Annotated in this window: 12 protein-coding genes; 2 read left to right on the top strand and 10 right to left on the bottom strand. The window is 67.1% G+C overall.

The window, feature by feature from the left end; all coding sequences use genetic code 11:
• Positions 1–219: 219 nt before the first annotated feature.
• Genes BJK06_RS08300 through BJK06_RS08275 form a run of 6 tightly spaced genes read right to left on the bottom strand, consistent with a single transcriptional unit; the run spans position 220 to position 5,792 of the window.
• Positions 220–738, bottom strand: a complete 519-nt coding sequence (locus BJK06_RS08300) for a GNAT family N-acetyltransferase (RefSeq protein ID WP_070417499.1) — start codon at positions 736–738, stop codon at positions 220–222.
• The gene (locus BJK06_RS08295) at positions 735–1,136 is read right to left on the bottom strand and encodes a low molecular weight phosphatase family protein (RefSeq protein ID WP_070417498.1); all 402 of its coding nucleotides are present in this window, start codon (positions 1,134–1,136) and stop codon (positions 735–737) included. Before BJK06_RS08295 ends, BJK06_RS08300 begins: the two co-directional genes overlap by 4 nt.
• Positions 1,137–1,148: 12 nt before the next feature.
• Positions 1,149–2,543: an FAD-dependent oxidoreductase gene (locus BJK06_RS08290; protein ID WP_070417497.1), complete on the bottom strand. Its 1,395-nt coding sequence runs from the start codon at positions 2,541–2,543 to the stop codon at positions 1,149–1,151.
• A 20-nt stretch (positions 2,544–2,563) separates the two neighbouring features.
• Positions 2,564–2,980 (bottom strand): arsenate reductase ArsC, encoded by a 417-nt coding sequence (locus BJK06_RS08285; protein ID WP_070417496.1) that lies wholly within the window; start codon positions 2,978–2,980, stop codon positions 2,564–2,566.
• A 20-nt stretch (positions 2,981–3,000) separates the two neighbouring features.
• Complete coding sequence (locus BJK06_RS08280; RefSeq protein ID WP_070419322.1) at positions 3,001–4,398, bottom strand: arsenic transporter; 1,398 nt, start codon at positions 4,396–4,398, stop codon at positions 3,001–3,003.
• Positions 4,399–4,403: 5 nt separating this feature from the next.
• A complete protein-coding gene (locus tag BJK06_RS08275) occupies positions 4,404–5,792 on the bottom strand; it encodes an FAD-dependent oxidoreductase (RefSeq protein ID WP_070417495.1) in 1,389 nt (462 codons plus the stop codon).
• A gap of 116 nt (positions 5,793–5,908) precedes the next feature.
• On the opposite strand from BJK06_RS08275, the gene BJK06_RS08270 reads away from it, so the two are divergent.
• A complete protein-coding gene (locus tag BJK06_RS08270) occupies positions 5,909–6,262 on the top strand; it encodes a metalloregulator ArsR/SmtB family transcription factor (RefSeq protein WP_070417494.1) in 354 nt (117 codons plus the stop codon).
• Positions 6,263–6,360: 98 nt separating this feature from the next.
• Here BJK06_RS08270 and BJK06_RS08265 read toward each other — a convergent pair whose 3' ends face one another.
• Together BJK06_RS08265 and BJK06_RS08260 are read right to left on the bottom strand one after the other, a co-directional pair.
• Positions 6,361–6,681, bottom strand: a complete 321-nt coding sequence (locus BJK06_RS08265; protein WP_156794806.1) for a MerR family DNA-binding protein — start codon at positions 6,679–6,681, stop codon at positions 6,361–6,363.
• A gap of 15 nt (positions 6,682–6,696) precedes the next feature.
• A complete protein-coding gene (locus BJK06_RS08260) occupies positions 6,697–7,554 on the bottom strand; it encodes a metallophosphoesterase (protein ID WP_070417492.1) in 858 nt (285 codons plus the stop codon).
• Positions 7,555–7,788: 234 nt separating this feature from the next.
• Here BJK06_RS08260 and BJK06_RS18550 point away from each other — a divergent pair, with 234 nt between their 5' ends.
• Entirely contained in the window at positions 7,789–8,724 is a 936-nt protein-coding gene (locus tag BJK06_RS18550; RefSeq protein WP_156794805.1) for a hypothetical protein, read from the top strand.
• Between the two features lie 577 nt (positions 8,725–9,301).
• Here the strand turns inward: BJK06_RS18550 and BJK06_RS18200 are convergent.
• Together BJK06_RS18200 and BJK06_RS08245 are read right to left on the bottom strand one after the other, a co-directional pair.
• Positions 9,302–11,233 (bottom strand): TniQ family protein, encoded by a 1,932-nt coding sequence (locus BJK06_RS18200; RefSeq protein ID WP_083295139.1) that lies wholly within the window; start codon positions 11,231–11,233, stop codon positions 9,302–9,304.
• A 1-nt stretch (position 11,234) separates the two neighbouring features.
• Positions 11,235–12,458 carry an AAA family ATPase gene (locus BJK06_RS08245; protein WP_083295138.1) on the bottom strand — a complete coding sequence of 408 codons (1,224 nt, stop codon included), beginning with the start codon at positions 12,456–12,458 and terminating at the stop codon, positions 11,235–11,237.
• Between the last annotated feature and the right edge of the window lie 2 nt (positions 12,459–12,460).

Below are 12,460 nucleotides of genomic sequence, written 5' to 3'. Positions count from 1 at the left end.
TGCCGCTCGAACGCAACTCGGGCCCCTGTTCAACCCGCGGACGAGCACGTGCTCGGTCCGCTACTTGTGGTTGAAGCGTAGGCCGAGTTGCCGGAGAGACTCAAGGTGCTGACGGTGCGGTCCAGGTACGTTTCCGCGAGGCCGCCTGCTCTCGGGGTGTCTGATGCATCCGCACGGTCGCAAGAGCGCGATGCTCAGTAGGAGTGAGGCGGCACGGCTTCAAGTTCCAGCCCGGTCGCTTCGGCGTTCGACGAGGACGTTGTCGCGCCACTGCCCGGCCCACGGGCCGAACGTCATGAGGCCGATGCGTTCTCGGGTGCCGAGTTCGCGGAACCCGTGGCGGGCATGAAGGGTGCGGGAAGCGGTGTTCTCGGGGAAGATCCCGGACTGGATGGTCCACATGCCGGCCGCTTCCGTCGATTCGATGAGAGCGTCGAGAAGGACGTGTCCGACGCCGCGGCCCCGCGCCGCGGCCCCGACGTACACGGAGTGCTCGACGACGCCCCGGTACACCGGCCGAGCAGAGGTCGGGGAGACCACCACCCAGCCGAGAACCTCGTCACCGTCGACGGCGACGAACCGGTGCTCGGGCAGCTTCCCCGCATCGAACGCCTCCCACGTCGGCGGTTCCGCCTCGAACGTTGCGTTCCCGGTGGCGATCCCTTCCCGGTAGATCGCCTCCACGGAGGTCCAGTCTGCGGCGGTCATCGACCGGACGGTGACCGAGGGGTCAGTCATGGGTGCAGTAGCTCCTCCTGGATGCGGGCGGCGACGGCGTCACGCATGGGGCGGACGTCATCAGGGGACCAGGAGTCCGGGTCCGGGTCCGGGAACGACCACTGCAACACTCGGCCGCTCGGCGTTCCGGGCAGGTCCAGCCCGGGTTTCATCAGCACGACCACGTCGGCTTCATCAAGCAGGTCCGGCGTGACCTTCCGTGGGGTGCGGCCGCTGATGTCGAGGCCGAGTTCGGCGACGGTTGCGGCGATCGACGGGTTCACCTCGTCAGCGGGGCTGATCCCGGCGGAGGTGGCGGTGTAGCGGTCGTCGGCGCCGAGTTCCAGGAGGGCGGCGCCGAGTTGGGAGCGGCCGGCGTTGTGCTTGCAGATGAACAGCACGGTGGGCTTGTCGGTCATGCGGGGCCCGGTTCAGTTCGTGCAGCAGGAGCTGCTGGGAACGGCCGGGGCGGGCGTTGCACAACAGGACGAGTCGCTGGCGGCCTGGTCCGTTGCTGCCGGGACGTCGCAGGAGGACGAGCCGCCGACGCCGGTGGAGCAGACGCCGGTCTCGGGGAGCACGAGCTGCACGTCTCGGGCGGCTTGATGATCACCGGCCAGCTCCGCGGCGATCGAGCGGACCTGTTCGTAGCCGGTGAGAAGTAGGAACGTGGGCGCGCGGCCGTAGGACTTCATCCCGGCGATGAAGAAGTTCGGCTCCGGATGCGCCAGCTCAGCGACACCGTGCGGGGGCACGGAGCCGCAGGAGTGCAGGTTCGGGTCGATCAGCGGCGCGAGGGCTCGGGGCGCTTCGACGATGACGTCGAGGCCGAGGCGGATCTCACGGAGCATGTCGAGGTCGGGCCGGAACCCGGTCGCATTCACGATCACGTCGACCGTCACCGCGAAGGGCTCGCCAGCTCGGCGGCCGGTGACGGTGACCTGGTCGCCGTCGGGTCGGACGTCGTCGATCTCGAACGAGGCGATCTGCTGCACTTCACCGGACTCGACGAGCCCGTGGACGGTGGAACCGAGCTGCCCGCGGGCGGCGAGCCCGTCGGCGGCGTCCGCGCCGAGCCGGGCGGTGCCGGCGTTCCGGACAGCCCACAGCAGCGTTGTGCCGGGCACGTTTTTCGCGAGGCTGGCGAGCTTGATGAGCGTGTTGGCGGCGGAGTGGCCGGCACCGACGACGAGGACCCGCTTCCCCGTGAACCGGGCACGGTCGGCACCGAGGACGTCAGGCAGTGCGTGGACGACCCGGTCGCCGAGATCCTCGGCGGGTGCGAGCCCAGCAGCAGTGAGCGGGTTCGGTGACGTGTAGGTGCCGGACGTGTCGACGACCGCACGCGCAGTGACGTCCTGCGCACCGTCGGCGGTGTGGAGGCGGAGCAGGAACGGGGTGTCGGCGCGGCCGGTGGAACGGGTGCGATCCATGCCCTGCCGGGACAACGCTTCCACGCGGGTGCCGTAATGGATCACCGGGGCGAGCTGCGGGGTCGCAGCCAGCGGTGCCAGGTACGTGTCGACGAGGTCCTGGCCGGTGGGCAGAGACGACGCCCGAGGCGCTTCCCAGCCGGTGGCTTCCAGGAGACGCTGCGCGGCAGGGTCGATGACGTACTGCCACGGGGAGAACAGCCGCGTGTGTCCCCAGGCGCGGACGCTCGTCCCCACGGTCGGCCCAGCTTCGTAGACGACGACGTCGAGGCCGCGCTCGAGGAGGTGCGCGGCGGCGGCAAGGCCGACGGGGCCGGCGCCGATGACCGCGACGGGGAGTCCGGTGAGGCGGTCCGCGTCGGTCCGGGGTGGGACGGTGAGGGTGAGCGTCATGATCTGCGGCTTCCTGGTCGTTACGCGGTTGCTTCGGCGGGCAGCAGCTCGGCGAGGAGCGTCTGGACGCGGTGCTTGATGTCGTCCCGGATGGGGCGGACGTCCTCGATGCCGCGGCCCGCGGGGTCGGTGAGGTCCCAGTCCTCGTACCGCTTGCCCGGGAAGACCGGGCAGGCGTCGCCGCAGCCCATGGTGATGACGGCGTCGGAGTCGCGGACGGCGTCGGTGGTGAGGATCTTCGGCTGGTTGCCGGCGATGTCGACGCCGTCTTCGGCCATCGCCTGGATCGCGATCGGGTTGATCTGGTCCTTCGGCGCACTGCCGGCGGAGAGGACCTCGACGCGGTCGCCGCCGAGGGCCTGGGCGTAGCCGGCGGCCATCTGGGAGCGTCCCGCGTTGTGGACGCAGACGAACAGGATCGTGGGCTTGTCACTCATGGGTGTGTGCCTTTTCGGGTTCAGTGGATGAGGGTGAGCCAGCCGGCGAGGGCGGCGAGGGTGACGGCGAGGACGGGGACGGTGAGGACGATGCCGGTGCGGAAGTACTGCCCCCACCCGATGTGGATGCCCTTCTTCTCCAGCACGTGCAACCACAGCAGGGTCGCGAGGGACCCGATGGGGGTGATCTTCGGGCCGAGGTCGGAGCCGATGACGTTGGCGTAGACCATCACCTCGTGCGTGAGCCCGGTCGCGCCGGCACCGCCGATGGCGAGGGCGGCGATGAGGACGGTGGGCATGTTGTTCATCAGGGACGCGAGGATCGCGATGGTGAACCCGACGCCGAGCGCCGTGACGAGCACCCCGCGGTCACCGAACACGTCGAACAGCTTCGCGAGGTGGTCGGTGAGGCCCTGGTTCTGGAGGCCGTAGACGACGAGGTACATGCCGATGGAAAACAGCACGATCTGCCACGGCGCCTCCCGGATCGTCTTCCACACCGGAATCACCCGCCCCGACGGCGCCCCTGCACCGCCACCGGCGGCACGGACGGTGGCGGTGCCACCGGTGGTGACCAGGACCGGTGCGGCCTGGGCGCGGGCGAAGAGGAACGCGGGCTGCCGGGCGGCAACGAGCACGATCACGACCGCCCCGACGCCAGCGACGGCCGCGAGGGGCACACCGAGTGGGTCGGCGGCGAAGTAGCCGACGAGCAGCAGCGCGAGGACGACCCAGCCGGCGCGGAACGTCGCCCGGTCTTTCACGGCGGCGGCCGGGCTGGTGAGGGCGAGGACGTCGTACCGCTTCGGGATGCTCTTGCCGAAGTAGGCCAGCAGCATCCCGAGGGACGCGAGGACGGAGACGATGCCGACGGGGATCATGACGGCGGCGTACTCGGCGAAGCCGAGGTGGAAGTAGTCGGCGGAGACGATGTTGACCAGGTTCGACACCACCAACGGCAGACTGCCGGTGTCCGCGATGAACCCGGTGGCGAGGATGAACCCCAGCGCTGCCTTCTGCGGCATGTTCAGGGCTCGGAGCATCCCGACGACGATCGGGGTGAGGATCAGCGCGGCCCCGTCGTTGGCGAACACCGCGGCGATGACGGCGCCGAGGCCCACGATGAGGACGAACAGCAACCGGCCGTTGCCGCGGCCCCAACGGGCGACGTGGAGAGCCGCCCACTCGAAGAACCCTGCCTCGTCGAGGATCAACGAGATCAGCACCACCGCGACGAACGTCAGCGTCGCGTTCCACACGATCCCGACCACGGTCGGGATGTCGGAGAGGCCGACGACGGTGGTGGCGAGGGCGATGACGGCGCCGATGAGCGCGGTGTAGCCGATCGGGAAGCCCTTGGGCTGCCAGATCACCACCACGAGCGTCGCGACGAAGATCGCCGCAGCGACCACAGCCATCACCATCAGGCGCCCACCGCAGCCTGGTTCGTTGCGGCGGCGGCGCGCTCCCAGCCCTGCGCGGCGACCTGCACGGCGTCCCACGGGGACCCGAGCGGCGGCGTGTAGGAGAGGTCGAGATCGATGACGTCGTCCACGGTGAGTTCTGCGTGGACGGCGGTGGCGAACGTGTCGATACGCTTGCTGATCTCCGCGGTCCGCTGCCCGACGATCTGCGCACCGAGGAGCCGACCGGTGGCCTGGTCGCCGGTGACGCTGATCGTCAGCGGGACGGCGCCCGGGTAGTACCGCTTGTGGTCATCCGCCACCGTCACCCGCGTCAGCGGCGACACCTCGAGCGGGCCGGTCTCGTGCTGGCGGAGGCCGGTGCGGGCGGCGACGAGATCGAACACCTTCACCACCTGCGTCCCCACCGAACCTGCGAACGTCTTCGAACCGCCGAGCATGTTCTCCCCGGCGACCCGGCCCTGCTTGTGCGCTGTCGTCCCGAGCGGCAACCAGGTAGTGCCGAGGAGCCGGTGGTGGGTGACGACGCAGTCGCCGGCAGCCCACACGTGCGGCACCCCGGTGCGCATGGACTCGTCGACGACGATCGCACCGGCCTGCCCGAGCTGCACGCCGGTAGCGACGGCAAGGCCCGTGACCGGGCGGACCCCGACACAGACGACGACGAGCGCGAACGTGCCCTCCGCGTCACCGGACGTGGAGCTGGTGGCGACGCGCCACTGCCCACCGCCTGCCGGCGTAATCCCAGTGACGGTGGAACCGGTCAGAACGGTTGCGCCGTGGCGGCGGACCTCGGCGGTGACGAGGGACCCGAGCTCCGGGTCGAGGGTAGAGAGCACTTCCGGGCCACGCTGGATCAGCGTCGTGTCGAACCCACGGGCGACGAGCCCTTCGGTCATCTCCAGGCCGATGTAGCCGGCACCGACCACCGCCACCCGGCTCCCCGCCGGCAGCAGCTCGAGGGCAGCGACGACCTGCTCCGCATCAGTCATCGAGTGCAGCAGGTGGATGCCCGGTTCTCCAAACGGCACCCCTGCCGGGCGGACCGGTTCAGCGCCCGTGCCGATCAGCAGCTCGTCGTAGGAGATCTCCTCGTCCCCGGTGGGACTGGTCACGGTGAGGCGGCGGCGGTCGACGTCGACGGCGGAGGCCCAGGTTGAGGAGCGGACGGTCATGCCAGCGCCTTCCAGGTCGGCGCGGGTGCGGTGCGCGAGGGACGCTTCCGTGGCGACGTCACCGGACACCCAGTACGGGATGCCGCAGATGGAGAAGTTCGGGAACTCGTCCGCGAGCACCACCGTCACATCCGTCGACGGGTCGAGTTCACGGGCCCGAAGCGCTGCGGCGATGCCGGCGTCGCTGCCGCCGACGGCGAGGAGGTGAGTCATCAGGCTGGTCCTTCACGGATCGAGCGGGAGCCGAGATCCGGCGCGTACATCGAAGCACGTCGATATCGATGAACGCAAATATAGACGCGTGTCGAAGTCCGTGGGAGGATGAGCCCATGACAATCGAGCTGCTTCCTATCCAGGACGTCACGGCGTGCTGCTCGCCCGTCACGACGGAGGCGATGGATCAAGCGTCCGCGGAGGTCCTGGCGAAGTCGCTCAAGGCGATCGCGGACCCGGCACGGCTCCGGCTGATCTCGATGGTGGCCGCGCACGACGGGGCAGAGGCGTGCGTGTGTGACCTGCAGGAACCGCTCGGCCTGTCGCAGCCGACCGTGTCGCACCACCTCAAGGTCCTCGTCGATGCCGGGATCCTGCACCGCGAAAAGCGCGGTACCTGGGCGTACTTCTCCCTCGTCCCCGGCGCGCTCCACACCCTCGCGGGCCTCATCACCGCACCGACGCGCTAACCCTCGGCCGCGCGGTTGCCTTCTCCGGAACGCCAAGCAGTTGCCCCGATGCCGTCGGCGATGACGCAATGCGCGCTGCAGTGCTCGTCACAGTCCGGTCATTCCGCGAAGTCCTGCTCCGCTTGCGTCAACCGCCCGTGGAGCTGCTGCAGGCGGGCGATCTTGTCGTCGATCTCCTGAAGACATCGGGCGAGGACAGGACACATCGTGTCGTGGACGTCCGTGCAGGAACGGGTATCGACCGCAACGAGGTGCGCGGCGACGTCGACGAGGGAGAGGCCGATCGACGTCATCACCAACAACGTCGTCGAAGCCGCCTGCAGCACCCTCGTCATCGGCACCACCTGACCCGACACGGACCGCAGCAAGATCAGCGACACAGAGCAGAGCTGCTCACAGGTGGGCGGAACGATTCGCATGCGCCATTCCCACTTTCAACCTCCGAGCGGGCTCGCGCCGTCTAGCCACCGGACTCGCATCGTCTCGAGGTCTACCGACACGAGGTTGCCGGGCTCGCCATTCTGGTTGAGCGCGTACACCGAGCGGCCGTCGTGGAGATGTCCTTCGGCCTGAAGATGGTGATGCCCGTGGAAGAGGAGCGTCGGTGCGACGCCGCGCCAGAGGCGTGCGATGCGATCCCGCCCGAGCGCGGTGTAGTCGCGGTCGGCGGCGCTCCGGAGCGGGAACGTGGCGAGCTTTCGGTCGACGCGCACAGTGCCGCCGAGGGGCGCTTCGTGAGTGATCACGATGTCGGCGCGCCCTCGACTGATGCTTGCATCCACGTCTGCGTCGGTCGGCATCTCGCTTCGCCACCAGGTCAGTCCCTCCTTATTCGGGGGACGGGACATCGAACCGGCACCTCCGAAGGAGAGGATCGTCTTACCGCCGATGCGGAACCGGTAGCCGCGTGGAAGCACCCAGACGCCATCGCGGAGGCGGGTGGGTTCGCTTCGCGCGAAGTCAGATCTCGATTCCAGGCGGGACCAGCTGTCGTGGTTGCCGGGCGTGATGAGGATCCGCATCTGTCGTTCGGACGCTAGTTCGGCCGCACGAAGCAGGAACTGCTTGTTGGCGCGAGAGCCGTTCGTGATGTTGAAGTCGCCAACGTGCAGCAGGGTCGTGGGCCGTGCTGCGGTTGCCGAAAAGCCTTCGTCTAGCAGCCGGGGAACGTTGTCGGTGAGGTGCACGAGGTCCGAGTGCCAGTCGCCCGCGATAACGATCAGACACTCGTCCGAGTCGGCGTCGAAGCGCTCGGCCAGTCGTCGATTCTCACCTACGGGTTCCCTTGCCATCGCCCACTCCTCTCGATTGAGGAAAGCGTCAGAATAGGCACATTCGAAGCGCGAATGAAAGACCGACCCTCGGATGGGGCAGAGATCGCGAACAAAGTACGCATATTTGCACCCAACGAACGCAAGCGTGACTCAAGCATGCGCGCGCGACCAGAGTACGCAATTGCCTTGAGTTTTGTACCAATTCGGCCGGACGCTATTCCGTGTCACCCCGTCTTGGCTTATGGTCACCGCATGAGCGATCCAAACGACGCGCCCCGCCCACGGCGAGGGACGTCAAGTCTGCGCCTTCGCTCGCGGCCGCTGCGCCTCGGTGTGCGTGCCCAGGGCGCGAAGCGCCGTCAAGCCGCGGACAAGATTCGGCCACTAGTGGTCGCTCTCGCCGCTGACCAGGACGGCCTGGTCACGCGTGAGCAGGTTGCTCGGATCCACGGTTGGGTGACCGCTGAGCTGGGGCTCCGCCGGCTGACGGACGTCGGGGAACTCCTCAGCGTGCGCTCGAACGTGTGGGTTCATGTAGCAGTTAACCGGATTCCAATCGGCGATCAAGCGCTCGAAGCCGAGGCGAGATGGCTCGCTCTTGAACCGCGACTGACGCTACGTCAGCGAACAGTTCGCGATCGTGGATCGGACCGGGCAATCGCCGTGATCGGCGGCGGAGGAGCCTGCGCTCGTTGGGAACTTGACGACATCAGCTGGGGCCCAGAGATTCTCGTGCCCGTTGCAGTCGCCGGCGTGCGGTCAGACGACGACGTCCAAGTGATCACCCGCGAAGTCGATCGCCCCGACGTCCGCTGGGTCGGCGGCTACCCGTACCTCTGTCCGGAAGCCACGCTCGCCTGGGCATACGACGCGACGGGCGATCTCGACAACGTTGCCGTGGCGCTGCGCGACGCAATGTGGAGGCTCTACCCGATCCGCTACGAGTTATTGACGTACCACCTGAGGGTGGTGGCGGAGAAGAACGGGTGGACAGACCAACGCTGGAACGCGGATCTGATCTATGAACGCCTAATGCTGATGGTGGGGGGTTGGCCCAGGCCCTCTCGCGGACGGTACGGCGACGAATGGTGGAGTAACGCCGATCACGTGAGACGCGTACGGGAGCGCCATCCTGACTGGGTGAATACCGATGTTCTTCGCGATTGGTACGACGAGTACAGGAGCTAGAAAGATGACTGATCTGCCGTGCACTCCCGCTGACGAGGCGTTCGAACGGACAGGCGGTCGGCCAGCGGTAACCGGTAGGGAGCATGCGGACCCAGCGGAACGATCGACCCGGGCGAACGCGTACGCCTCTGCGAGCGTGTCGAACGCAGTGAAATGGTCTCTGGTGCAGCTAATCGCGGCGTCGCAGGAGACATCTGAGGTCTGCGAGGCGTTGACGATCGACCGCGGTGAACTTGAGCGACGGGTTCGCGAGAACGAAATCCACGCATTCACAGTCGATGGCCTCCGGCTGTTTCCAGGGTGGCAGTTCACGGGAGACGACATGATCCCGTTCGTCCCCGAGATATGTGAGCGAGCTGCTGGCATGTCCGCTGCGGTGCTGAGTGGCTTCATGGGCACAGTGCAGGGTGGTCTGTTGGACGGCGGACAAGCGTTCAGTCCCCGTGACTGGCTCCGATTAGGGCGAGATCCCGATCGGGTCCTCGGACACCTGGACAGCCGACGGTATCGCTGAACAGCGCCGCGCACGTCCGCGCGCCCTGAGATCTCGGCCGTACCGGCCTACTGCGCGAACGTCTCATGCGGCGGACGCTCGTGCTCTACGGCGTGCCGGGAGCGACGGCCAGTCGAGAGGTCCGGCGTTGAAGACCGTCGCACTTGACAGCGGGAATGTATCGACGGCTGCTCGCACGTGGATCTCGGTCCGCTGCAGCTCACTGGTCAAGACGCCGATGCGGCGCTCTCCGCCGTCCAGAAGCGCGTGCAACTTGGAGAGATCGATGTCGCGGAGAGCCCGGCCGGGGACGGCGCCGTTGAGGAGGTCGACGGCCGGCGTGCTGGTGACCGGTCCGCCGATGCGCAGCTGGCGAAGGTATGACCGCAGGTACTGGTCGATCGCTGCTTGTAATTCGGACGTCATCGATAGACAGAAATTGGAATAGAGGTTGCTGTCGTCGGCGCGCTGGCGAGACCATTTCTCGGGATAGGCGGAGCCCGTCGAGCCGGTCATTCGGTTGTATGCGTACCGGCGCGCCATCAACGCCCGGGTCGCTCCCCCTGGCGGGATGCGCAGGTGGTTCGCGATGCGTTTCCACGCGTGATCCGGAAGGAGCGGCGTTCGGAAGATCGCGTTGGCGCGTTCGGGGTAGTTGATCGCTTCCGCTGCGGCTGGCTGTAGTCGGATCGCGAGCTGGGTGAGGAGGCGGAGTTGGTCCGTAAGGTGATCGTCGTCGAATAGCTCGGGACGGACAGCTTCCTTGAACGGCCTGTACTTTACCTTCGCGCCTGGATGCTCCTCTCTGGTGCCCACCAGTGCGAGCGCGGCGGACATCGCTGTCCGGAACGCGGACTCGGTGTAGGAGCCGCCGGTGTCGAGTGCGACTGCCCACGCGGGCCACATCGCAGGAGCAATCATTGGCTGGGCCGCACGTGTCGGCGCGTCGACTGTTGTGGCGTGTTGGAGACGCTGCATGAGGGTCAGGTGCGTGTCGACCGCTCGGAGAAGTCGTGTTCGAGTCTGCGGCAGGAGCTGCGGTGACCACCTGGCTGTGAGGTGCTCAGGCGATCCGAAGCCGGTTGTTGAGTGCTCGTCGAGCGCTGCCCAGTCGTAGTGCAGCACCAGCCTCCGGTAGTCGGCGCGGACGTCAGACTCGGAAGCGGTCACGAGGGGTACTGCCCACGCCGCGAGAGCGCCGTAGTCGAGTGCACTGCTCGGGCGTTGGGCTCTGGAGGACTCCGGTTGAAGACCTCTTAGCTCTCCTGGGTCGAGGTCAGCGTGCTCGGCGATCGCTTCGATGCTGGCCCCCTTCCGGATTCCGTGCATGACGCCCTCAAGGTTGAGGAGGGCGGCGCGCGCTTCGCTTGCGTCAGCTGAGGAAGCAAGATCGTTGATGAACTGCTGCGCGGTGACCAGTGGGGAGCTTGCAAGGACAGGTTCAGCGAAGTGCGCGGGAAGGTAGCTTCCGCACGGCCCCTCACCAACCCTTCGGCTGGCGCAGTGCATCGGATTGAGCGCAGCGGCGCCTGGGGGAAGGACGTATTGCTCGAGATGGCAGTCCTGGCAGCCGTCGACGAGGAGCGTGTTGTGCCTAATGCAGAGGAAGGTGCTTGCGAGTTGCCAGTCGTTCTGGAACGCGCCATCGTGCTCGTTGAGGCATGAGGGGCAGTACCGGGTTCCGCTGCCGCGTGCCCAGTGCTTGCGCGCTACAGCGCCATCCGCGCGTACTTCGACAAATCGTCTGTGGAACCGCTGCAGCGTCATCGCGTGCAGAACATCTCGGTGCACTCCTGTGTGCGACTCGAGCTTCTCCGAAACCGAATCAGGGATACGTCCACGCCATTGGGCGTTCTTCCGGCGTTCCGAGGCCGTCAGGTCCATCGCGTTTAGGAGTTCAGCGTGGCTGCTGCGGAACATCCACGCGTACCGACGCAGCCAACTGTGGATTGATTCCCCGGGGATGGGGAGCGGGCGGCCCGGGAACCGGGCCGCCCGCTCGTGAAACTCTGCCACGTCAGCGTGCCTTGCTGCCTGGACGCTTAGATTCTGGACCGGACTTCCTCACTGGCTTCGGTCGGGCTGGCGGCGTGAGCTTGGTTGCTGGGGTCGTTCCGCCTGCCACGTTGGCTGTTGCGCGAGGTGCGCGGGGCGTGGTGCGGGGGAGGTTTCGAGGCTTGTGGGATGCGAGGTCGTACACGCCTCGGTCGGCTCCGGCGACTCGGCTGATTCGACCGTCGTCGACGAGCTTCTCGAGCTTGATGTTGTCCAACAGGTCTCGGGTGAGCTGCTCCTCGCCGCTGTCGATAGCTCGCACGCAGCCTCGAACGATGAGGCTTGTGATGTGCTGCATTCGGCCGAGAGTCCTCGCGTAGACGTAGTCCGCGAGGCCATCGGCGAGCATTCCGGGCTTCAGGCTCGCGAGGACCAGCTTGCTCTCTACGGTCAGGAGGAAGGACCGCCACGCCTGCCGGCCTTCTTCCGTTCCGACCTGGAACGGGTGGACGTCCACGTAAGTCCACCGTGAGTCCGTCTGGTCCCGGGCGGCGTCCTGGATGGCGGCGTTTGAGCGGGCAGTGGTCGCGCGGATGGAGTGTCCGACGAACAAGAAGGTAGCGGGCAGTTCGTTAGCGAGGAACTTGATGTGGTTGTGGATCTTGCGGCCCTCCTTGCCGGCGAAGTTCAGGAACTGGATCTCGTCGATGACGATCAGTCTGGTCTCGCATCCCACCGTGGCGTCGAGGAGGCGGTCGTGCAGGGCGGTTTCGGTGCCGGTGGTTGGGAGACCCATGAACTTGCACATGCGTTCGGTGAGCCACTTCGTTGTGACGTTGGCTTTTAGGCCGACCTTGATGACGGGGATCCGGTCGAAGCGAGTGTCATCGGGGAGGCCGCGACGCATCTCTTTGGCCCAGTACCGGAACGCGTAGCTGTTCGCGATTGTGGTCTTTCCGAGCCCGGGTGGGGCGTCGACGACGGCTGCGCCGCGGACTCGATCGCCGACGTGTTGGTTTGCGGCGACGATCTCACCGAGCTGGCTGTGGGCGCGCACCAGCTGAGGGGTCTTGATCACGCCGAAGTTGGCGTGCCAGTCGGCGCGGCGGTCGTTGTAGGCCTCGCGTTCCTCGTCGTTGAGGCCGTGAAGTGTGGCGAGGGTGCGCGACTCGGGCCGCTCGTAGGGGTTTCCGCGAACGAGGCGGACCCAGTTCACGTGGTTCAGTCGTGCGTGTTCGGTTCTCATGG

Origin of the sequence: Curtobacterium sp. BH-2-1-1 (genome assembly GCF_001806325.1) — a bacterium.
Lineage (GTDB): Bacteria > Actinomycetota > Actinomycetes > Actinomycetales > Microbacteriaceae > Curtobacterium.
This window is presented reverse-complemented; position numbering and strand designations above follow the sequence as displayed.

What these genes read in the sequence shown, in the direction of transcription:
- BJK06_RS08270 (WP_070417494.1), top strand. Translation starts at nt 5,909, where the DNA reads ATGACAATCGAGCTGCTTCCTATCCAGGACGTCACGGCGTGCTGCTCG.
- BJK06_RS08280 (WP_070419322.1), bottom strand. Translation starts at nt 4,398, where the DNA reads ATGGCTGTGGTCGCTGCGGCGATCTTCGTCGCGACGCTCGTGGTGGTG.
- BJK06_RS08245 (WP_083295138.1), bottom strand. Translation starts at nt 12,458, where the DNA reads ATGAGAACCGAACACGCACGACTGAACCACGTGAACTGGGTCCGCCTC.
- BJK06_RS08260 (WP_070417492.1), bottom strand. Translation starts at nt 7,554, where the DNA reads ATGGCAAGGGAACCCGTAGGTGAGAATCGACGACTGGCCGAGCGCTTC.
- BJK06_RS18550 (WP_156794805.1), top strand. Translation starts at nt 7,789, where the DNA reads ATGAGCGATCCAAACGACGCGCCCCGCCCACGGCGAGGGACGTCAAGT.
- BJK06_RS08275 (WP_070417495.1), bottom strand. Translation starts at nt 5,792, where the DNA reads ATGACTCACCTCCTCGCCGTCGGCGGCAGCGACGCCGGCATCGCCGCA.
- BJK06_RS08265 (WP_156794806.1), bottom strand. Translation starts at nt 6,681, where the DNA reads ATGCGAATCGTTCCGCCCACCTGTGAGCAGCTCTGCTCTGTGTCGCTG.
- BJK06_RS08300 (WP_070417499.1), bottom strand. Translation starts at nt 738, where the DNA reads ATGACTGACCCCTCGGTCACCGTCCGGTCGATGACCGCCGCAGACTGG.
- BJK06_RS08285 (WP_070417496.1), bottom strand. Translation starts at nt 2,980, where the DNA reads ATGAGTGACAAGCCCACGATCCTGTTCGTCTGCGTCCACAACGCGGGA.
- BJK06_RS08295 (WP_070417498.1), bottom strand. Translation starts at nt 1,136, where the DNA reads ATGACCGACAAGCCCACCGTGCTGTTCATCTGCAAGCACAACGCCGGC.
- BJK06_RS08290 (WP_070417497.1), bottom strand. Translation starts at nt 2,543, where the DNA reads ATGACGCTCACCCTCACCGTCCCACCCCGGACCGACGCGGACCGCCTC.